At 58.0% G+C, this 17,774-nt stretch carries 19 protein-coding genes; 15 read left to right on the top strand and 4 right to left on the bottom strand.

Annotation, left to right across the window (positions count from 1 at the left end; translation table 11 throughout):
* The first annotated feature begins 50 nt into the window (after window positions 1-50).
* Genes CPY64_RS09290 through CPY64_RS09245 form a run of 10 tightly spaced genes read left to right on the top strand, consistent with a single transcriptional unit; the run spans window position 51 to window position 8,775 of the window.
* The gene (locus CPY64_RS09290) at window positions 51-308 is read left to right on the top strand and encodes a hypothetical protein (RefSeq protein WP_042481085.1); all 258 of its coding nucleotides are present in this window, start codon (window positions 51-53) and stop codon (window positions 306-308) included.
* Window positions 305-1,567, top strand: a complete 1,263-nt coding sequence (locus tag CPY64_RS09285) for a hypothetical protein (protein ID WP_042481082.1) — start codon at window positions 305-307, stop codon at window positions 1,565-1,567. Before CPY64_RS09290 ends, CPY64_RS09285 begins: the two co-directional genes overlap by 4 nt.
* Complete coding sequence (locus CPY64_RS09280) at window positions 1,564-2,166, top strand: hypothetical protein (protein ID WP_042481080.1); 603 nt, start codon at window positions 1,564-1,566, stop codon at window positions 2,164-2,166. The genes CPY64_RS09285 and CPY64_RS09280 overlap by 4 nt, the downstream gene beginning before the upstream one ends.
* On the top strand, window positions 2,163-2,783 hold the full coding sequence (locus tag CPY64_RS09275; protein WP_042481077.1) for a hypothetical protein: 621 nt from the start codon (window positions 2,163-2,165) through the stop codon (window positions 2,781-2,783). Before CPY64_RS09280 ends, CPY64_RS09275 begins: the two co-directional genes overlap by 4 nt.
* On the top strand, window positions 2,780-3,661 hold the full coding sequence (cpaB, locus tag CPY64_RS09270; protein WP_042481075.1) for a Flp pilus assembly protein CpaB: 882 nt from the start codon (window positions 2,780-2,782) through the stop codon (window positions 3,659-3,661). Before CPY64_RS09275 ends, cpaB begins: the two co-directional genes overlap by 4 nt.
* Window positions 3,658-5,028, top strand: a complete 1,371-nt coding sequence (locus CPY64_RS09265; protein ID WP_226791357.1) for a type II and III secretion system protein family protein — start codon at window positions 3,658-3,660, stop codon at window positions 5,026-5,028. The genes cpaB and CPY64_RS09265 overlap by 4 nt, the downstream gene beginning before the upstream one ends.
* A complete protein-coding gene (locus tag CPY64_RS09260; protein WP_052362897.1) occupies window positions 5,018-6,667 on the top strand; it encodes a TadA family conjugal transfer-associated ATPase in 1,650 nt (549 codons plus the stop codon). Before CPY64_RS09265 ends, CPY64_RS09260 begins: the two co-directional genes overlap by 11 nt.
* Window positions 6,664-7,509 carry a type II secretion system F family protein gene (locus CPY64_RS09255; protein ID WP_042481071.1) on the top strand — a complete coding sequence of 282 codons (846 nt, stop codon included), beginning with the start codon at window positions 6,664-6,666 and terminating at the stop codon, window positions 7,507-7,509. Before CPY64_RS09260 ends, CPY64_RS09255 begins: the two co-directional genes overlap by 4 nt.
* A 2-nt stretch (window positions 7,510-7,511) precedes the next feature.
* The gene (locus CPY64_RS09250) at window positions 7,512-8,372 is read left to right on the top strand and encodes a type II secretion system F family protein (protein WP_226791356.1); all 861 of its coding nucleotides are present in this window, start codon (window positions 7,512-7,514) and stop codon (window positions 8,370-8,372) included.
* Between the two features lie 4 nt (window positions 8,373-8,376).
* A complete protein-coding gene (locus CPY64_RS09245) occupies window positions 8,377-8,775 on the top strand; it encodes a DUF192 domain-containing protein (protein WP_042481066.1) in 399 nt (132 codons plus the stop codon).
* On the opposite strand, the gene CPY64_RS09240 is transcribed toward CPY64_RS09245, so the two are convergent.
* Both CPY64_RS09240 and CPY64_RS09235 read right to left on the bottom strand, forming a co-directional pair.
* Window positions 8,772-9,548 (bottom strand): BPSS1780 family membrane protein, encoded by a 777-nt coding sequence (locus tag CPY64_RS09240; protein WP_042481063.1) that lies wholly within the window; start codon window positions 9,546-9,548, stop codon window positions 8,772-8,774. The two genes, CPY64_RS09245 and CPY64_RS09240, sit on opposite strands and share 4 nt — an antisense overlap.
* A gap of 14 nt (window positions 9,549-9,562) precedes the next feature.
* Entirely contained in the window at window positions 9,563-10,534 is a 972-nt protein-coding gene (locus tag CPY64_RS09235; RefSeq protein ID WP_042481060.1) for a homoserine kinase, read from the bottom strand.
* 203 nt (window positions 10,535-10,737) lie between these two features.
* Here CPY64_RS09235 and dusA point away from each other — a divergent pair, with 203 nt between their 5' ends.
* The gene (dusA, locus tag CPY64_RS09230) at window positions 10,738-11,730 is read left to right on the top strand and encodes a tRNA dihydrouridine(20/20a) synthase DusA (RefSeq protein ID WP_223254045.1); all 993 of its coding nucleotides are present in this window, start codon (window positions 10,738-10,740) and stop codon (window positions 11,728-11,730) included.
* Window positions 11,731-11,751: 21 nt separating this feature from the next.
* On the opposite strand, the gene CPY64_RS09225 is transcribed toward dusA, so the two are convergent.
* A complete protein-coding gene (locus CPY64_RS09225; protein WP_042481058.1) occupies window positions 11,752-12,213 on the bottom strand; it encodes a CBS domain-containing protein in 462 nt (153 codons plus the stop codon).
* Complete coding sequence (locus CPY64_RS09220; protein WP_052362867.1) at window positions 12,197-13,576, bottom strand: YihY family inner membrane protein; 1,380 nt, start codon at window positions 13,574-13,576, stop codon at window positions 12,197-12,199. Before CPY64_RS09220 ends, CPY64_RS09225 begins: the two co-directional genes overlap by 17 nt.
* A 56-nt stretch (window positions 13,577-13,632) precedes the next feature.
* Between CPY64_RS09220 and CPY64_RS09215 the strand changes: the two genes are divergently transcribed.
* From CPY64_RS09215 to CPY64_RS09200, 4 genes are all read left to right on the top strand, one after another.
* Window positions 13,633-14,043, top strand: coding sequence for a DUF2069 domain-containing protein (locus tag CPY64_RS09215; RefSeq protein WP_035274661.1), 411 nt, complete (start codon window positions 13,633-13,635; stop codon window positions 14,041-14,043).
* A gap of 10 nt (window positions 14,044-14,053) precedes the next feature.
* On the top strand, window positions 14,054-15,520 hold the full coding sequence (locus tag CPY64_RS09210) for a protein adenylyltransferase SelO (RefSeq protein WP_042481054.1): 1,467 nt from the start codon (window positions 14,054-14,056) through the stop codon (window positions 15,518-15,520).
* A 98-nt stretch (window positions 15,521-15,618) separates the two neighbouring features.
* The gene (gene aroC / locus CPY64_RS09205; protein WP_042481051.1) at window positions 15,619-16,680 is read left to right on the top strand and encodes a chorismate synthase; all 1,062 of its coding nucleotides are present in this window, start codon (window positions 15,619-15,621) and stop codon (window positions 16,678-16,680) included.
* A 66-nt stretch (window positions 16,681-16,746) separates the two neighbouring features.
* The gene (locus tag CPY64_RS09200; protein WP_042481049.1) at window positions 16,747-17,574 is read left to right on the top strand and encodes a M48 family metallopeptidase; all 828 of its coding nucleotides are present in this window, start codon (window positions 16,747-16,749) and stop codon (window positions 17,572-17,574) included.
* Window positions 17,575-17,774 lie beyond the last annotated feature (200 nt).

Below are 17,774 nucleotides of genomic sequence, written 5' to 3'. Positions count from 1 at the left end.
CTGGCCCGCTGCCAAGGGGCAGACTGTGAACTGACTTTTGGGAGATTCCAATGAGACAGTTCATCAGGCGGCAGCGCGGCCAGGGCATGGTCGAGTATTTGATTATTGTGGCTTTGGTCGCGGTGGCGGCCATTGCTGTTTACCAGTCCTTCGGTCAGGTGATTCGCAACCAGACCGCGGCCATGGCCAAGGAACTGGCGGGCGAGGATGGTTCCGAGCAGACTCAACAAGCGCAATCGGCCGCTTCTGCGGCGGCGGCTCAAGGCAGTTCCAAAAGCCTGAAATCCTTTACGGGCAATGCGCAATGAGGCAGCCCAATCGACCCCAAGAGGGGGCGGCGCTGGCCTGGGGCCTGATCGCGCTGGCGCTCCTTTCTGTCGCCTGGGGCGGCTATTTTCACGTGAACCAGATTGCCGAGCAGCAAGGGCGCTTGTCCCTGGTGCTGGATGCCGCTGCCTATGGTGCCGCCACCGAGCAGGCGCGCACTTTGAATCTGCTGGCTTATATCAACCGGGCGCAGCTGGGGCATCAATTGGCCTTGGGGCATTTATTGACCTTGGCAACCTGGGACAGGGCCGCGCAAACTCAGTCCGGGCAAGCACGCCGGGCGAATCCGCCTGCGCACTTGGTCGCCATGATGTTTGGCTCCGCACATGGACTGGCCTATACCCAGGCGCGTTCTGCTGGAGACAATCAACAGGCTTTGGAGCAGGCTTTTCAATCCCATCATCGTTTGATTCATGACGTGCTGGCGCAGGCTCAATGGCAATTGGTAGAGGGTTTATCGCAACGACGGCAAGCCATTATTCAAGCGACCTTGGACGGTAGTTTGCCGGATTGGCCCGCCCAGGCCATTCGCTGGCAGCTTGAGCAGGACGGTTGGCCGTTGTTTCTGTCGCTGCAATCCGGACGAGCGCAGTGGCAGTCGGGTTTGGGGCGCCTGGTTTCCTTGTACGGGTTTCTGGCCCCACGGGATTACGAGGCTCGCTCTTATCCCGGTGTCGATCGACGTTGTCCCTTGTGGCAGCATCGTTTGCGTCGCGCTGGTCGTACTGAGTTTGATCGCTCGGGCCGCTGGCATTCCAACGATACGCATTCCATGCATATGGTGCGTTCCAACCGTTGGATAGGCTGTTATTTCCGGGAATATGCCATGGCGTGGGCCTTGCAAACGCCTGCGCATGCGTCGGGGGTTGATGCGCCGGATGACTTTTCCGGGCAGAGCTTCTGGAAGTGGGCGCTGGAGCAGGGCAATGGCTCCTTGCTATCGGCTCAAGGCAATACCGTAGCGCACTCCTGGGCGCGGCGAGACGCCAGACCCTGGGGGCAACGGCCGTGGGTAGACGGGTATGCCTTGTCAGATCCCGAGCAAAGTGCTGGCCCTGATCTGGTACTGAGCTTGCAGGCCCAAGGCCATTTGGGGCAGACCGTTCATACACGGGCGGCAGCTCAATCGTTTTTCTCCCTGCCGCCGGTTAGTGCTGATTCTGGGGCGGATGTGGAGCCCAGCCTGTTTCTGCCTTTCTGGCAGGCACGGCTGATGGACGCAGGGGGCCGCCGATTATGAACACGCGACAAAAAGGGTTGGCACTGGTCGAGGCCTGCTTGCTGGGTGTGGTGTTGGGTTTGATGGTGATGGCGGGGCGCTGGCTGATGCAGCAGCAGTATCGCTTGCAGCAAATGCAGCAAAGCATGCATTTGAGCCTGTTCATGCACGATGCTCATGGCAAGCCGGTTTCAGCAGTGGTTAGCCCTGTTCAGGAAGCCGCACCAGCCTATTTTTTGGAATCCCCGATAGCGACAGCCCAGTCCTTGCAATGGGAGCTTTTGAGTTTGCGTAGTGGATTCTGGGCGGCACAGTCGCATGTTGCCATTCCGTGGCCGCGCTGGCTGGCGGGTCTGCCCACCAAGACTCAATTGCAGCGTCAATCCCGGCTGTGGGCGGCGGCAGGACAGGCTGCCAGTACCCAGCAGACTCGTCAGCGCTTGGAGAGCAGTACGACTGCTTGGGATGAGGCAGTGGCATCAAGTCGGCCTGCTGCCAGAGAAACAGTACGGCATGCTGGGCCTATGGACGCGGCCTGGAGACGGACGCCAGCTGATTTGGACTGGTTGAGCCGGTGGCAGGACTATGTGCCGGATCATGGCCCCAAGGAGCAGCCATGAGACAGCTGCTTGCCTTGCTCTTGCTGCTTTTGTTGATGTTCAGCCCTGTGCCGGCCACAACGCGGCCCTTGCTTCCACCTTTGCAAGACTCCCAAGTTCAGTGGGATCAAGTGCAAACGGCACAGACCGATGTTGGGCCTGTGTATAGCTGGGGTCTGAGCACAGACCTGGATGCGCAGACCTTGGCTTCTCGTTTGGAGACCTTCTGTGGTGCCCATTACGGGGCCATCAGAGTGGAGGAGCAATGGGTGTTTCTGCGTGCCAGAGATGGCAGGAACTGCGTTTTGTGGCTGGAGGACATTCAGGCTCCAGTCTTGTCGGGTTTGTTAAGCGTTTCCGAGCCAAGTCAGGCCGTTTTCCCCTCATCTCTTAGGTCTGCGGCACCCATTGCCGGTGCTGTCTTGTGGCAACACGAGCAGCCAGGGCAGGTGCAAAGCTGGTTGTTGATAGCCGAGCCGGGATGGCAAGCGGATTTGCATCGCAAGGACTGGGGGGCGGAGGCGGGCGAGCGTTATTGGCGCAAAGGCCCAGCCGAGTTGGATGTGATGGAACTGGAGCATGAACAGCAGCGCTACTTGCTCTTGATCTGCCGTGCTTGTGAAAAGGAGGCCTCATGATTCGGGCAAAACTCTTGTGGCTATGTCGTCATCCCAGTGCAGGGTTTGGTCTTTTGGCCTTGCTGGCTGGTTTGATGGCAGCTGGGACCAGCAGTCGCTATCTGGATCGGCAGGAAGAGGCTCTGCGGCAGGCGGCGCATCGTGTGCAGTTGGATAGGGTCGTAGCCGCGTCCAGTCTGGCAGCGGGAACGGTGCTGCAAGCAGAGCATCTGGCCGCCCGTGCTTTTCCTGCTGAACTGGTGCCCAGTGACAGCTGGGATGTGGCGCAGTTTGAAAATCTATTAGGGCAAGTTTTGAGTCAGTCGTTACGGGCAGGAGACTTGATCAGCAAGGCGCACGTGCAGGAAGTCAGTAGCCCGTTTTCTGAGCAACTGCTATCTGGCAGGCGTGCGTTGACTGTGCCAGTGGATGCAATCAGTTCGGTATCGGGTCTGATTCGGCCTGGGGACTTGATTGATATCTATGTCAGCTTTGACGACAGGCAGCGGCGGGTAACGGCTCCCTTGTTGCAGTCTGTGCTTGTCTTGGCAACGGGGCAAAAGTCAGGCGAAGGCTCGGCTACGGCCCGAGTGGATAAGGATGCCTATAACACCTTGACGCTGGATGTAGGCCCGGACGATGCCTTGAAGTTGCTGGCGGCCAGACAACATGGGCGCATCAGTGCCTTGCTGCGCAATCCGGATGACCATACGCCCCATCAGGCTGCCGTGCGGGGCGAGCTGGCTGACATTCTGGGACTGGGGCCGGGTGCAAGTCCCAAACAGCCTGTACAGGTTTTGTACGGCAATAGACCTGCAGGGCAGCTTGGGCAGGCAGACGTGGAGCGCCTGGGTTGGCTGGATATGCCGGACAGTTTTTCTATGGGGCAGCAGCCATGAGCACCAATCGCTATTGGCTCAGGCGGGCTGCTGTGAGCTTGCTGTCTGGCGCCCTGTTTGGTGCAAGCCTGCAAAGCCAGGCTCAAGGCCTGGGGCTGCAAGTGGGCGAGTTGATGGTTTTGCCTGATACGCAGGTAGAGCGGGTGGCGGTGGGAGACGGCGATATTGTTCATGCCGTCACCACGGAATCGGGTGAGCTGATTCTGTTTGCACGCAAAACAGGCAGCACGGTGGTGCAAGTCTGGTCCCATTCGGGGCAAAGCCAGTCCTACCAAGTTGATGTGTCACCAGAAAACCATAGGCAAACCTTGGCGGAGCTACGAAGTTTGCTGGAGCGTATTCCTGAGCTACGTATCAGCGAGCTGGGCGGCAAGCTGGTGCTGGAAGGAGAGGGCTTGAGTGATCAGGACAAGCAACGCATTCAGGCGTTAAGCCAGGAGCATCCTCAACTGCTGGATTTCACGCAGCAGGATGGCTGGGAACCTATGGTCTTGTTGGATGTACAGGTCGTTGAGGTGCCGCGTAACAGCCTGCGGGAGTTGGGTGTCCGTTGGGACGGCAGCTCCCAGGGCGGTTTGAGTATGGGCGGTGCCTGGGATGCGGCCACTCATCAGTTTCTGGACAGGCCGGGTGAAGCGGTCTTGCCTTTGGCATTTCCTGCCAAGCAGGGGGCGGCGTTCTTTGGCGTTGGTGCCTTGATGTCTGCTCGTGTTCAGGCCATGGCTCAGGAAGGGCATGCGGTGGTGCTGGCGCAGCCGCAGCTACTGGCACGCAGTGGTTCTCAAGCCGAGTTTCTGGCCGGGGGCGAATTGCCTTACACCACCACGGATGACAAGGGAAACAGCAAGACAAGCTTCAAGCCTTACGGTGTGTCGCTGCGCATTGTGCCGCGAGTTGAGCGTGGTGGGCTGGTGCGTTCGCAGATCGAGGTGGAGGTCAGCTCCGTTGATGCCAGCTTGTCCCAACCTGCCGGGCCGTCCTTGAAAACCCGCCGAGCCTCGACCGAGTTCAATGTGCGCTCAGGGCAGACGCTAGTGCTGGCAGGGTTTATCTCGCGTGAAGAATCCCGGCATGTGGATCGTCTGCCGGGGCTGGCCAGTTTGCCCGTGTTGGGCGCCTTGTTTCGTTCCGAGCGCTTTGCCCGGCAGGAAACGGAACTGGCGGTATTTGTGACGCCGACTTTGGTGGCGGCAGAGCATCCTGATTTGCTGGCTCGGCAGGCGAATGCTGCCCAGTGGCTGGACCAGACTTTTCCCGATGCCCCACGTTTGAACACCCCCGTGCGTGCTCTCCCCAAGGAGGCAGGGCGAGGGGCTTGGTCGCAATGGGCAGAACCTGATAGTGAGGTGTTTCGTGTTGAACCTTGAGCTTGAGTCGGAACTGGGGACGACGCGCCCCTGCACCGTCAGCCTACCGGCCTTGATAGGACGTGACCCTGCCTGTGATGTTGTTCTGCCATCCTGGCGTATCGCGCGCCAGCATGCCAGCTTGCTGGAACGGGCGGGGGCGGTGTACATCCAGGATCACGGCTCGTTGACGGGCGTGCAGCTTAACGGCAAACGGGTTTATGACGATGGGCCCTTGCGCTTGGGTGATGTGCTGGTGTTGGGTGGGTTCAAGTTGCGAATTGCTGGTTTTGGGCAGATGGCGCAACCCCGAATTGATACGGCCGTCTCGGACTTGGGGAATCGACCGGAAACCTCAATGCCACAATCGTTTGCGATGGAGGAACCGCGAAAGGCAGCACAAAGTGGACAAGGCTCTTGCACTTCAGGGCAAGCAGATGTTCCGATATCGGACAGTGAACTGTTCAGGCAAGAACAACAACGCCTGCATGAAGCCTTGTTGAGTGCCTTGGAGTTGGAGCGCCGGGATCTCTCCCGCGTCACAGACAAACAGTTGGAGCAGGAAGCCTTTGATTGCCTGGGGCGCCTGATCCAGGCCCAATGTGCTGTCCCCAAGCATGAACAGACCAGACTGCAAGCCAGTGTCTGCGCCGAGGCGGTGGGTTTGGGACCTCTGGAACCCTTGTTGGCCGATAGCTCAGTCTCGGAAATTATGGTCAATCATTACGACCGGGTGTTTGTTGAGCAGGCGGGGCGGCTCCAGGCCCATCCTCTGGTGTTCAGCAGCGAGTCGGCCTTGCGAGCGATTATTGACCGCATCCTGGCTCCCTTAGGTAGACGGCTGGATATCAGCTCGCCCGCAGTGGATGGGCGCTTGGCCGACGGCTCGCGTTTCCATGCCGTACTGTCGCCCATTGCGGTCAAGGGAACCTGCGTGACCATACGCAAGTTCCCCAAACGACGCCTGGGGCTGGAGGATCTCTTGCAGACGGGCAGTTTGTCGCCGGAGATGGCCGCTTTCCTGCAACAGGCGGTGCAGCGGCGCTGCAATATTCTGGTCTCGGGCGGAACCGGTACGGGCAAAACCACCTTGCTGAATGTGCTCAGCACCTGCATTGATTCTGGCGAACGAATCGTGACCCTGGAAGACGCGGCCGAGTTGCAGTTGCAGCACAGCAATTGGGTGGCCTTGGAGTCACGGCCCGCGAATGCAGAAGGTCAGGGGCAGGTGGATATACGGAGTCTGCTGCGACAAGCCTTGCGAATGCGGCCAGACCGCATCGTGGTGGGAGAGTGCCGGGGCGCAGAAGCCTTCGATATGTTGTCGGCCATGAATACCGGCCACGAAGGGTCGATGGGGACTTTGCATGCGAATACGCCTCGCGATGCCTTGTCCCGCCTGGAAGGGATGGTGTTGATGGCAGGTCTGGATTTGCCTTTGCTGGTTGTGCGAGAGCATATTGCGCGGGCATTGCACATTATTGTGCAGCTTAGCCGCCTGCCTGATGGCAAGCGTTTGGTGTACGAGATTGTGGAGGTGACCGGCATCGAGGCGCAGCGTATTCAATTGCAAACCTTGTACAGCTATCGCCCGGAGTTTGGCTTTGCTGCCAGTGGCTTGCGGTCCGAGCATGTTTCTCCAGCAGAGAGGCAAGTATGAGATTGCTAAGTATTTTGCTGATTGTCTTGGGTACCACCGCTTTGGCGTATGGGTTGCTGCGTTCAGGACAACGTCTTGCTGCGCGCTATAGACAGCAATTGCTTAAGCAATCCGAGCAAAGCTTGCAGTCGCATTTTGTCTTTGTGCGCAGCCAGTATCTGGCTTTTGGAGCCTGGGCTTTATTGCCCCTGATCTTTCTGACGGCTTGGTGGCTGATGCAGTCGTTCTGGTTGGCTGCGATGGTGGCCTTGCTGGCGGCAGTAACGCCTTTAGCACTTCTGCGCCGGATGGCACGCCGACGCCTGGAAATGCTACGACGACAACTGCCGGACTTTGTGCTGTCGTTGGCCTTGAGCCTGCAAGCAGGTTTGGCCTTGCAAGCGGCTTTGCAGCAGTTGTCTCAATCCTTGCCAGCACCCTTGGGACAAGAGCTGCGTTTGCTCTTGCGTCAGCAGCGCTTGGGACTGAATGCCAAGGACTCGTATCAGGACCTTCTGGGCCGAGTGCCGGTGTCAGAACTAGCCATGCTGTTCAGTGCATTGCAGATGGGCCAGAGCACGGGGGCGGGGCTGGGGGAACGCTTGAAGATACTGGCGCAAACCATTCGGGCGCGTCTGACTATCGAAGACAAGATTGTTGCTTTGACCGCGCAGGCCCGTTTGCAGGCACGAATCATGTTCTGCTTGCCGGGTTTTGTGGCGGGAGCTTTATATCTTCTGGATGCCACGGCATTTGAGCAAGCCTGGTTCAACACATTGGGCGTCTGGGTGGCGGGAGCGCTAGTAGCCATGCTGCTGATGGGGCTGTGGTGGATGCAAGTGATTTTGCGAGGGGAGGGGTGAGTATGCTCGCACTGATCTGGATGCTCTCTGCCTTGAGTGCGGCCTTGTTCCTGATTGCGTTCCTTTGGGCTTGGCGCGGCCGTTATCTGCTTTTGCTACAGGGAGGCAGCAGTTTGGGGCAGGCGGCCTGGCAGGCTTGGGAAGCGCCGTTTTCCAGAGTCCTGAATCTTTGCCTGTCCCTGCCTTTTGTACACGAGTGGCCGGAGCGATTGTGGGGCTCGTATGCCAAGGAGGTACGGGGGTTTTTAAGCAAACGTGTGGCCTTGACTGCCTTGCTCACAAGCCTTGTTAGTGCTTTCTTGTTGACTCAGGGGACTTCATTGATGGAGCTTGCAGGGCTGGCTCTGATTGGTTTCTTCCTGAGCGTATTGCAAGCTATCTCACAGGGAAGAAAACTGCAGCGCCAGCATCATTCACGCTGCCGCCGGGACCTGCCATTCTTTCTGGATCTACTGGTACTGGCAGTCGAGTCCGGGTTGGGCGTGCAGCAGGCCTGGACGGGTGCAACGCAGGCGCTACCGCAAGGAAGCCTGCTGAACAGCTTGAACAAGGTACAGGGCGAAGTTCGAGCAGGACGGCGTTTGCCGCAGGCGATGCGCAATGTCGCTTTAAGCTTCAGGCAGGCAGAATTGGAGGAGTTGGCCTTGTCCTTGGAGCTGGCGCAGGACACGGGTTTGTCCTTGGCCTTGTTGCTGCGCGCTCAAGCAGAAAAACTGCGTAGTCATTTGCACCTGGAAGCCGAGCAAAGAGCTCTCAAGCTGCCTGTCTATCTACTGGCCCCTTTGGTCGTGTGCATTTTTCCCTGCACGTTCTTGGTGATTGCGATGAGTCTGTTAGGCCCTTGGCTGGCAGGAGGAGGCTAGGGAGATGTCCATATCAGTACTGATCAAACAGCCGCCGCAGCAGGCGCAACCACAGCCCCTGTATTTATTCGACGCCCATACTTTCTGGGCCCGTTGGCGCGGCTGGAAGGCATTGCCACAGAACAAGGGTTTCGCAACCGCCGTGTGGCTGCGGCCTTGCAGAGCGGTTCATCTATGGGGAGTGCGTCAGGCGCTGGATATCTGCTTTCTGGATGAAAGCGATCAGCCTTTGAGGTTTTGTCCGGCAGTATCGCCAGGGGTGGTACGGTGGCACAGAAAGGCCAGATCGGTGCTGGAGGCACCGCTCGGCTATCTGTCCGGGCCTGAGCTGTTTTCGACTTGGGCCGCCGCCCTGCAGGAAATACGTCAAACAGGGAGCGGGGTATGGTTGGGCTGGGCTTAGCCTTGCTCGGTATTGCGCATCGGATCACCAAACACGCTGCGGTAAGCCGGGTAGAAGCTGGCGTACAGGATGGCAGCCATCGCCAGATTGATAGGCGTCAGCACCATGGTGGCCGTGCCTGGGCTTAAACCTGCACCCAGCAGCAATTCGCCCAGGGTCTGGATGGCGAAGAAAGCAGCCGCCCAGCACAGGCCGTACAGCAGGAAGGCGGCCTTGTTGCGCCAGCAAGCCACCATGGAAAAGAACAGGGCTTGCTTGACGGGGATGGCATGCCAGCCTACCAGGGCCGGAGCGTGCCAGAACAGGGCGGACAGGCCCAGGTACAGTACGAAGAACAAAATGATGGGCTTGCGAAAGGCTGCCATGACTTCCTGCGGAGTGGCATTGCTGTTGTCCATTAGCTGGGACAGCTCATTCACAAAGGGGAAAGTCGCCACAAAGCCCACGACCAGGCAGGCCAGCAGGTAAATAAAGCCCAGCTTGATCAGCCGGTTGCGTACCGGGGCAGGCTTCAAGGGCTCGGTCCACATGCCCAGGCGCATGACCTCTCCTTGATGAATGCGACGACAGGCATTCTGGATGATGAAGGTCATGGTCGGGACCAGCACGATCAGCACCATCTGGCCCACGATAGGGAAAATATTGCTCAGGTTGATCAGGATGGAGGTGATCAGGCTCCAGAAGAACAGAGCAGCCGGTTGCCGCTTGAACAAGCGCAATCCTTCCTGAATCCAGTACCACCCGTAAAGAAAGGGGAGCTTGGCAGCTTGCATGTCAGTATCCGTATTTATCGAGGGAGCGCCGGTACAGCATGGTCGCGACGCTGGCGCAGCACACGCTCAAAGTGCCGCGGGTCGTGCGGCTTCAGAGTTTGAGCGGGGCGGGGCAGATAAAAGTCGTACAGGCGCGAGATCCAGAAGCGCAGCGCGGCGGCCTGGATCAGTATAGGCCAGGCGCTGTGTTCGGCTTCGGTAAAGGGGCGCACCTGGGCGTAGGATTCCAGCCAGGCCTGGGCTTTTTCCAGATTCAGGGCACCGCTCAGGCGGTCGATACACCAGTCGTTCACGGCCACGGCCACGTCAAACAGCCAGGTGTCGCAACCGGCAAAGTAAAAGTCGATGATGCCGCCCATCTGGGGCGCTTCGGAGGTGCCGGCAAACAGCACGTTGTCGCGGAACAGGTCGCAGTGGGCCGGGCCTTGAGGCAAGGAGCGATAGGTGTCGCTGTCGGCAAAGCTGCTTTGTTCTTGCAGAACGGTCTGGATCAGCTCGGACTGGCTCGCATCCAGGAAAGGCAGAACCTGGGGAACGGTGGCTTGCCACCAGCTCAGGCCGCGCAGATTGGGTTGCTCCAGGGGAAAGTCCTGAGCGGCCAGGTGAGCCTGGGCCTGGGTGCGGGCGATCTGGCGGCAGTGTTCAACCGTAGGCTCGGGCTCGTAACCACCACGCAGGCGCGTCACAATCGAGCAAGGCTTGCCGTGCATGACACAGATGCGTTTGCCATCGCGGCGGGTCATGGGCTCGGGCACCGGCACACCTTTGGCGGCCAGGTGGTGCATCAGCTCGATGTAGAAGGGCAGTTGGTCCAGCGTCAGGACTTCAAACAACGTCAGAACGTACTCGCCCTGGGTGGTGCTCAGAAAGTAATTGGTGTTTTCAATGCCGGCGGTAATGCCACGTAAGGAAACAAATTCGCCAATTGTGTATTGTTCCAGCAGTTCGCGGGCGTCAAGTTCGCTGACAGAAGTAAAAACAGCCATGCTTTCAGTGAGGGTCCGGTTGTTGGCGCACTATCAGGCGCGCAAGTATGTCAAACGGCCGATTTTAGACCAGTGCGCCCGCTTTTTGGAGCCTTGCGGCGATTTACCGCGCTTTATCTTCATCCAGTGGTCGGCTGAAACCATTAAAATGGGTGTTTTCCCTTTTTCACCAAGCCTGCAATCAGGCGATTTGCTCCCTGTTTATGACTACTTTTGTGATGCCGGACAGCCAGATGTGGCGTTTGAGTGTGGCGCCCATGATTGACGTGACTGACCGCCACAGCCGCTTTTTTCATCGTCTGCTGGCGCCGCGCGCCTTGCTGTTTACTGAAATGATCACCACGGGCGCATTGACGCACGGTGATCAGGCACGTCATCTGGATTTTGATCAGGCAGAGCATCCGGTGGCCTTGCAACTGGGGGGCAGCGACCGGGATGCCTTGGTTACCAGCGCTCTGGCCGGTGAAAAGTGGGGTTACGACGAAATTAATCTGAACTGCGGTTGCCCCTCGGAGCGGGTTCAAAAGGGTGCTTTCGGTGCCTGTTTGATGAATGAGCCGCAATTGGTGGCTGACTGCGTGAAAGCCATGCAGGATGCGGTGTCCGTGCCCGTGACGGTAAAGCACAGGCTGGGGCTGGATTACAACGAGTCCTATGATTTTGTGCGGGATTTTGTGGGGCTTCTGTTCGAGTCCGGGTGTCGTGTTTTTACCGTTCATGCTCGCAATGCAGTCTTGAAAGGCTTGTCGCCCAAGGACAACCGGGAAATCCCGCCTTTGCGTTATGACATGGCCATGCAGTTGAAAAAGGATTTCCCCGAAGCACTGTTCATCTTGAATGGCGGCATTCACGAGACCGATCAGGCTGTCGAGTTGGAAGAGCAGTTCGATGGCGTAATGCTCGGTCGCGCCGCCTGGCATACCCCGGCGGTCTTGAGCGATATTCACCGCCGCCTGTGGCCCGAGGATGTGCTGCTGGATGAAGACTCGGTGGTCGAGCAGATGATTGCCTACGCCCGCCCTCATGTGCAGGCCGGTGTGCCGCTGCGTATTGTGATTAAAAGCATGCTGGGCTGGCCGCACGGCAAGAAGGGCGCACGACAGTGGCGTCGTACCTTGTCCGATCACACTTGGCTGGCCAAAAACGATCCAGGCCTGCTTGCGCAGGCCTGGGAAGAATTGCAGCGCCGTCAGTAAAGACGGCAGGATGCGGGTGGATCAGGGCGCGCTGGCTTGCTCGGAATCGGTAGGCCAGTCGCGGATATAGGCTTTGAGCATATTGTTCTCGAACTGCTGGGCGTGAACAATGGCGCGCGCCATATCAAAGAAGGAAATAACCCCCATCAGCACCGGACCGTCCATTACGGGCATATAGCGTGCGTGGTTGTTCAGCATCAGGCGCTGCACTTCGTCGGCGCTGGTGTTGGGAGTGACGCTGACGGGGGCGTCATCCATGATGCTGCGCACGGTAAAGCCCTGGGCTTTGTCACCCTGGGCGTGCCAGTGGCGAATGATCTCGCGAAAGGTCAACATACCAACCAACTGACCATGCTCCATGATCACCAGCGAACCAATATCCAGCTCGCTCATGCTCTGTACCGCTTTTTCGACGGTCATTTCGGGGGTGCCTGTATAAAGCGTGTCTCCCTTGACACGCAGGATTTCACTGACTTTTAGCATACTGGGTCTCCTGACCGGGATCGGCGTTTAGTATGGCTGGTTGTCCTGTCAGAATGCCTTGTGGCGACTCAAACAGTTCTTCCAGATTGGATAGTCGCTGATCGAAAAACTGAGAAAGATAATTGAATACATATTCTAGCGGACCCTCGTGGGTATGGGCGCGGTCCAGCAGAAATGCTTTGGTAAGTTGTTTCAGGCTGACCTGACGCAGATCGCAACTCAGTACCCACTGTTCGTCATTGTCTTGCTGGGTATCAGCAATCAGCCCCATGGACTTGAGCTTGCATAAAATGCCGTACAGCTCGTCCGGGTCGCGTTCCAGCTTGTGGCTGAGTTCACGTACGCTCAGTCCCTGCGGGTTCTGACGGTTCAGCCACAGCTGGTAGAGCAGGTTCACGGCATCAGTAAAGGCGATGCCGGGCACATTGGTCTTGACCCAGTTGCGGCCACGCCAGTCGGGCAGAATCGCCACCATGGAGGCGCCCAGCAGGACGATCAGCCAGGAGATATAAATCCACAGCAGGAAGATCGGCAGGATGGCAAAGGCACCATAGATAATCGTATAGGTGGGAAAGCGCGTCAGGTAGAAGGCGAAACCGGCTTTCATCAGCTCCAGCAAGGCGGCCGTGACTACCCCGCCGATCAGGGCGTCGCGCCACCATACGCGGCGGTTGGGCACGTACATGAACAGCGCCGTCAGCCCCAGGGCGGTAAACAGGAAGGGGACGTAAGACAGGGCGAAGGTCACTATGCCGGACAAGTCGCCGATATAACCTAAGGACTCCCTGGCCAGAATGGTTGTGGCCCACAGGCTGGCACCCGTCAGAATCGGGCCCAGCGAAATAATGGCCCAGTACACCAGCAGGCGTTGCCCCAGTGGCCGTTGTACGTGTACCTGGAAAATATTGTTGAAGGTCTCGTCAATGGTCATGATCAGCATGATGGACGTGACAATCAGGAACAAGCTGCCCACCGCCGTCAGGCCGGAGGCTTTGGCGGCAAACTGGTTCAGATACAGCATGATGTTTTCTGATACCACCTCGGGCATCAGATTACGGGTCAAAAACCCTTCCAGCGCACTTTCAAACTCCTGAAACAGGGGGAAAGCGGTGAACAGGGCCAGCACCACGGTCAGCATGGGCACAATGGCCAGGATCGTGGTGTAGGTCAGGCTGGAGGCCACCTTCATCAGATCTTTTTCAGCCACCCGCTTGATGGCAAAGCGCGCCACACTTAAAAAGTGATGCTTGGCGGTGGGGGCGGGCGAGGGCTCCTGCGGCGAGACAGGATCGGTGTTGCCTGGGTTCAAGTCTGTTTGCTCAGCTTGCTCAGAGGGCATAGGGAAGTTCTCGTCGTTTTTCATAGCGGTTTGATGAGGCGGGCGCTGCTTTTCGACAGGGTTCAGGTGATAATAACAGCATGCATGAACCTTTAAACCCCATACTTCATCGAGTGGCGGCCCTGGCTTTGGTCGCCTTGATTGCTTTGTGCCTGGCCTGGGAGCTTCATTTTGCGCCCTTGAAACCCGGCGGCTCCTGGCTGGTGCTGAAAGTGATTCCTCTGGTGCTGCCCTTGCGCAGCGTGCTCAAGGGCAATTTATATACCCTGCAATGGACGTCCATGATGATTCTGCTGTATTTCGCAGAAGGGGTCATGCGTGCGTGGTCGGATCCGGTGGCAGAAGTGTTGCCTTGGGCGATTGCAGAAATTGTCTTGTCCCTGATTTATTACTTCTGCGCCATTTTTTATCTTTGGCCAGCCAAGAAAGCGGCCAAGCAGCGCAGCAAGGCCGAAAAAGCCGAGGCTGCCAAAGCCGCCAAATCGGCCTAAGGGGGTCTGTATGTCCAGCTTGTTCGATGGCCTGGCCATCAGTCACCATTTTGCGGATTTGCCGTCGGCTTTCCATACGGCGGTTCCGCCACAACCCCTGGCCAATTCCCGCCTGCTGCACGTCAATAAGGAATTGGCGGCGCAACTGGGCCTGGATGTCTCCCGTTTGGGGGAACAGGAATTTCTGGATGTGGTCAGCGGCCAGGCCCCCTTGCCGGGTGGCCTGACTGTGTCGGCTGTATACAGTGGTCATCAGTTCGGTGTCTGGGCAGGGCAGTTGGGCGATGGCCGTGCGCATTTGCTGGGGCAAATCGATACCCCCACGGGCCCGCAGGAATTGCAGCTGAAGGGCGCCGGTAAAACCCCGTACTCCCGTATGGGGGATGGCCGCGCCGTGCTGCGTTCCAGTGTGCGCGAATATCTGGCCAGCGAGGCCATGGCTGGTTTGGGCATTGCCACCAGCCGGGCCTTGGCCCTGGTTACCTCGGATACACCTGTGTACCGGGAAACCGTGGAAACCGGCGCGATTGTGACACGTGTTGCCCCCAGCTTCGTGCGCTTTGGCTCCTTTGAGCATTGGGCCAACGACGCCACGCGTGTGCGAGAGTTGCTGGATTATGTGCTGCGCGAGTTCTACCCGGAACTGCTGGTCGAAGGCGATTCGGAGCAGGAGCGCGTCTGCCGCTTCTTGCAGGAAGTCACCCACCGCAGCGCCGAGATGGTAGCCGACTGGCAAACCGTAGGTTTTTGCCACGGTGTCATGAATACCGACAATATGTCCATTCTGGGCCTGACTATTGATTACGGCCCGTACGGCTTCATGGACCGATTCCGTGTGAATCACGTCTGCAATCACAGCGACAATCAAGGTCGTTACGCCTGGAATGCACAGCCTGCGATTGTGCATTGGAACCTGTACCGCCTGGCCAGCGCCTTGATGGTGCTGGATCCGGACGTCGATGCGGTAAAAGAGCGTTTGCAGACGTTTGAAGCCAGTTTTCTGAAGCGCTATCACGCCAATTTGCAGGCCAAGTTCGGCCTGCGTACCTGGCAAGCAGATGATGCGCAACTGGTCGATGACTGGTGGCGCTTGCTGCACAACAGCGGGGCAGATTTCACCTTGTCTTTCCGTGCTCTGGCCCACGCCAGCAAGGCGCCCGAGGTTTTCTTGAGCCTGTTTGAAGGTTCTGAAGATCAGGCCCAGGCCTGGTGGCAGGCCTATAGCCAGCGTCTGAAGCTGGACGGTTCCGACACGCCTGAGCAGCGCGATGCCATGAATCGCGTCAACCCCTTGTATGTATTGCGTAACCACTTGGCCGAGCAGGCCATACAGGCCGCTGCCAAGGATGACGCCAGCGAAATCGACACCTTGCTGATGTTGCTGCGCGACCCTTACACCGAGCGGGCCGGTTTTGAGGCCTATGCCATGCCGCCTCCTGAAGGTAGCGCGGAGCTGGCAGTCAGTTGTTCTTCCTAAAAGATCGGGCGCGGTCCAGGGCATGTCCGGATTCGGGAACAATGCCATAATCGTGCCTGTCTTTTATTTTTCCTCATTTCTTTGCGTTCACTCTCTCTATGTCCGGCAATACTCTAGGTAAAAGCTTCCGCGTCACGAATTACGGCGAATCTCATGGTCCAGCGATTGGCGCAGTGATCGACGGCTGCCCTCCGGGCCTGGAGCTGTCTGAACAGGATATTCAGTTTGAACTGGATCGCCGCCGTCCTGGTACGTCGCGCCACGTGACTCAGCGCCGTGAGCCCGATCAGGTGGAAATCCTGTCCGGCATTTACGAAGGCCGTACCACGGGCACGCCCATTAGCCTGCTGATTCGCAATTCCGATGCGCGTAGCAAGGATTACGGCAATTTGCTGGATACCTTCCGTCCCGGTCATGCCGACTATACCTACTGGAAGAAGTTCGAGAACCGCGACCCGCGTGGCGGTGGCCGTTCTTCGGCTCGCCTGACCGCGCCTACCGTGGCGGCCGGTGCGATAGCCAAGAAGTGGCTGGCCGAACACTTCGGTGTGAAGATTCGCGGCTATATGAGCCAGCTGGGCCCCATCGCCATTCCTTTCAAAAGCTGGGATGTGGTCGAGCAGAATCCCTTTTACGCGCCGGATCTGGACGTAGTGCCGCAGCTGGAAGCCTATATGGATGAGCTGCGCAAAGAAGGCGAATCCATTGGTGCCCGCATTGAAGTCGTGGCCGAAGGCGTGCCTGCTGGTTGGGGCGAGCCTATTTATGACCGACTGGATGCCGATATCGCCCACGCCATGATGGGTTTGAATGCTGTTAAGGGCGTGTCGATTGGCGCTGGCTTTGACTGCATTACGCAAAAAGGCTCGGAGCACGGTGATGCGCTGTATCCGGACGGTTTCAAGACCAATCAGGCCGGTGGCGTACTGGGCGGGATTTCCTCGGGGCAGACCGTGACGGTTTCCCTGGCGATCAAGCCTACCGCCAGCATCCGCACCATGCGTCCTTCCGTTAACCGTGCCGGTGAAGCGGTTGAGGTTCAGACCCTGGGTCGTCATGATCCTTGCGTGGGTATCCGTGCCACGCCGATTGCCGAAGCCTTGCTGGCGATTGTGCTGATGGATCATTGTCTGCGTCATCGCTCGCAGTGCGGTGTCTGAATGTGAGGGTTTGCGCAGGAACCTAGCACTTCATTTTCTTGTCAGGTTTGTTTCTTGGAGCTGAGCATGAAAGGTATTGCGAAAGGAAAACGCTTTTTGGCGGTGGTTTCAATCCTGGCCATGACGGGCTGTGCCACGGTACAGACGACAGAAAGCGGGTCGGTAGGGGTCGAGCGTAAACAATTCATTTCCAATCTGGTGTCCGAGGCCGAGCTGAATCAGGCGGCCGCCCAGAACTATGCTCAGGTGCTGTCTCAGGCGCGTCAGCAAAAAGCGCTGGATACGGATGCGGCCCAGACTCGTCGGGTTAAAACCATTGCACAACGCTTGATTGAGCAAGTCGGTGTTTTCCGGGCCGACGCCCGCTCCTGGAACTGGGAAGTTCACCTCATCAATCAGGACGAGGTCAATGCCTGGTGCATGCCGGGTGGCAAGATGGCGGTTTACAGTGGCTTGATCAAACGGATTCAGCCGACTGATGCAGAACTGGCTGCCGTGATTGGCCATGAAATGGCCCACGCCTTGCGCGAGCATTCGCGTGAGCAGGTTTCCCAGAAAATGGCGACGTCTTTCGGCTTGACTGTTTTGTCCGCCCTGACCGGCGTGCAAGCTGTGAATGATCTGGGCGGTACGCTGAGCGAAGTGATGTTTGAGCTGCCCAATAGCCGTACCCATGAGTCCGAGGCCGATCTGATCGGGGTTGAGCTGGCTGCGCGTGCTGGCTACGACCCGCGTGCGGCGGTGAGCTTGTGGCAAAAGATGGGCGCCTTGGAGCAGGGCAGAAGTCAGCCGGAATTCCTGTCTACTCACCCGGCTTCCTCGACCCGCATTGCGGATTTGCAGGCGATCTCGGAGCGGGTCATGCCTTTGTATCAGCAGGCGGCCAAGCCGTGAGAGGCTGATTTTTGGATACCGAGTCTTGAAGATCCAGACCTTGCCGGTCACAACGGTGCCGGGTAGCGGCATTGTTTAATATAAGAAAGCCTGGTTTTTTTGACCAGTCGGCTTGGTTATCTGATTGCCTTCCATCCTCAAACTGCATCCATGAAATCGCGCCATCGTACCTTTCTATATGGTTTTTTGATTTGGCTCGG

Source organism: Alcaligenes faecalis (assembly GCF_002443155.1).
In the GTDB taxonomy this organism is placed as follows: domain Bacteria; phylum Pseudomonadota; class Gammaproteobacteria; order Burkholderiales; family Burkholderiaceae_B; genus Alcaligenes; species Alcaligenes faecalis.
The sequence above is the reverse complement of the archived record's forward strand: the minus strand, read 5'-3'. Positions and strand labels throughout refer to the sequence as shown.

Excerpts from the sequence above, each read along its gene's own strand:
- CPY64_RS09255 (WP_042481071.1), top strand. The coding sequence starts at position 6,664 with ATGAGATTGCTAAGTATTTTGCTGATTGTCTTGGGTACCACCGCTTTG.
- CPY64_RS09240 (WP_042481063.1), bottom strand. The coding sequence starts at position 9,548 with ATGCAAGCTGCCAAGCTCCCCTTTCTTTACGGGTGGTACTGGATTCAG.
- CPY64_RS09280 (WP_042481080.1), top strand. The coding sequence starts at position 1,564 with ATGAACACGCGACAAAAAGGGTTGGCACTGGTCGAGGCCTGCTTGCTG.
- CPY64_RS09290 (WP_042481085.1), top strand. The coding sequence starts at position 51 with ATGAGACAGTTCATCAGGCGGCAGCGCGGCCAGGGCATGGTCGAGTAT.
- aroC (WP_042481051.1), top strand. The coding sequence starts at position 15,619 with ATGTCCGGCAATACTCTAGGTAAAAGCTTCCGCGTCACGAATTACGGC.
- CPY64_RS09265 (WP_226791357.1), top strand. The coding sequence starts at position 3,658 with ATGAGCACCAATCGCTATTGGCTCAGGCGGGCTGCTGTGAGCTTGCTG.
- CPY64_RS09220 (WP_052362867.1), bottom strand. The coding sequence starts at position 13,576 with ATGAAAAACGACGAGAACTTCCCTATGCCCTCTGAGCAAGCTGAGCAA.
- CPY64_RS09285 (WP_042481082.1), top strand. The coding sequence starts at position 305 with ATGAGGCAGCCCAATCGACCCCAAGAGGGGGCGGCGCTGGCCTGGGGC.
- CPY64_RS09200 (WP_042481049.1), top strand. The coding sequence starts at position 16,747 with ATGAAAGGTATTGCGAAAGGAAAACGCTTTTTGGCGGTGGTTTCAATC.
- dusA (WP_223254045.1), top strand. The coding sequence starts at position 10,738 with ATGACTACTTTTGTGATGCCGGACAGCCAGATGTGGCGTTTGAGTGTG.
- cpaB (WP_042481075.1), top strand. The coding sequence starts at position 2,780 with ATGATTCGGGCAAAACTCTTGTGGCTATGTCGTCATCCCAGTGCAGGG.
- CPY64_RS09275 (WP_042481077.1), top strand. The coding sequence starts at position 2,163 with ATGAGACAGCTGCTTGCCTTGCTCTTGCTGCTTTTGTTGATGTTCAGC.
- CPY64_RS09210 (WP_042481054.1), top strand. The coding sequence starts at position 14,054 with ATGTCCAGCTTGTTCGATGGCCTGGCCATCAGTCACCATTTTGCGGAT.
- CPY64_RS09250 (WP_226791356.1), top strand. The coding sequence starts at position 7,512 with ATGCTCGCACTGATCTGGATGCTCTCTGCCTTGAGTGCGGCCTTGTTC.
- CPY64_RS09235 (WP_042481060.1), bottom strand. The coding sequence starts at position 10,534 with ATGGCTGTTTTTACTTCTGTCAGCGAACTTGACGCCCGCGAACTGCTG.
- CPY64_RS09215 (WP_035274661.1), top strand. The coding sequence starts at position 13,633 with ATGCATGAACCTTTAAACCCCATACTTCATCGAGTGGCGGCCCTGGCT.
- CPY64_RS09245 (WP_042481066.1), top strand. The coding sequence starts at position 8,377 with ATGTCCATATCAGTACTGATCAAACAGCCGCCGCAGCAGGCGCAACCA.
- CPY64_RS09225 (WP_042481058.1), bottom strand. The coding sequence starts at position 12,213 with ATGCTAAAAGTCAGTGAAATCCTGCGTGTCAAGGGAGACACGCTTTAT.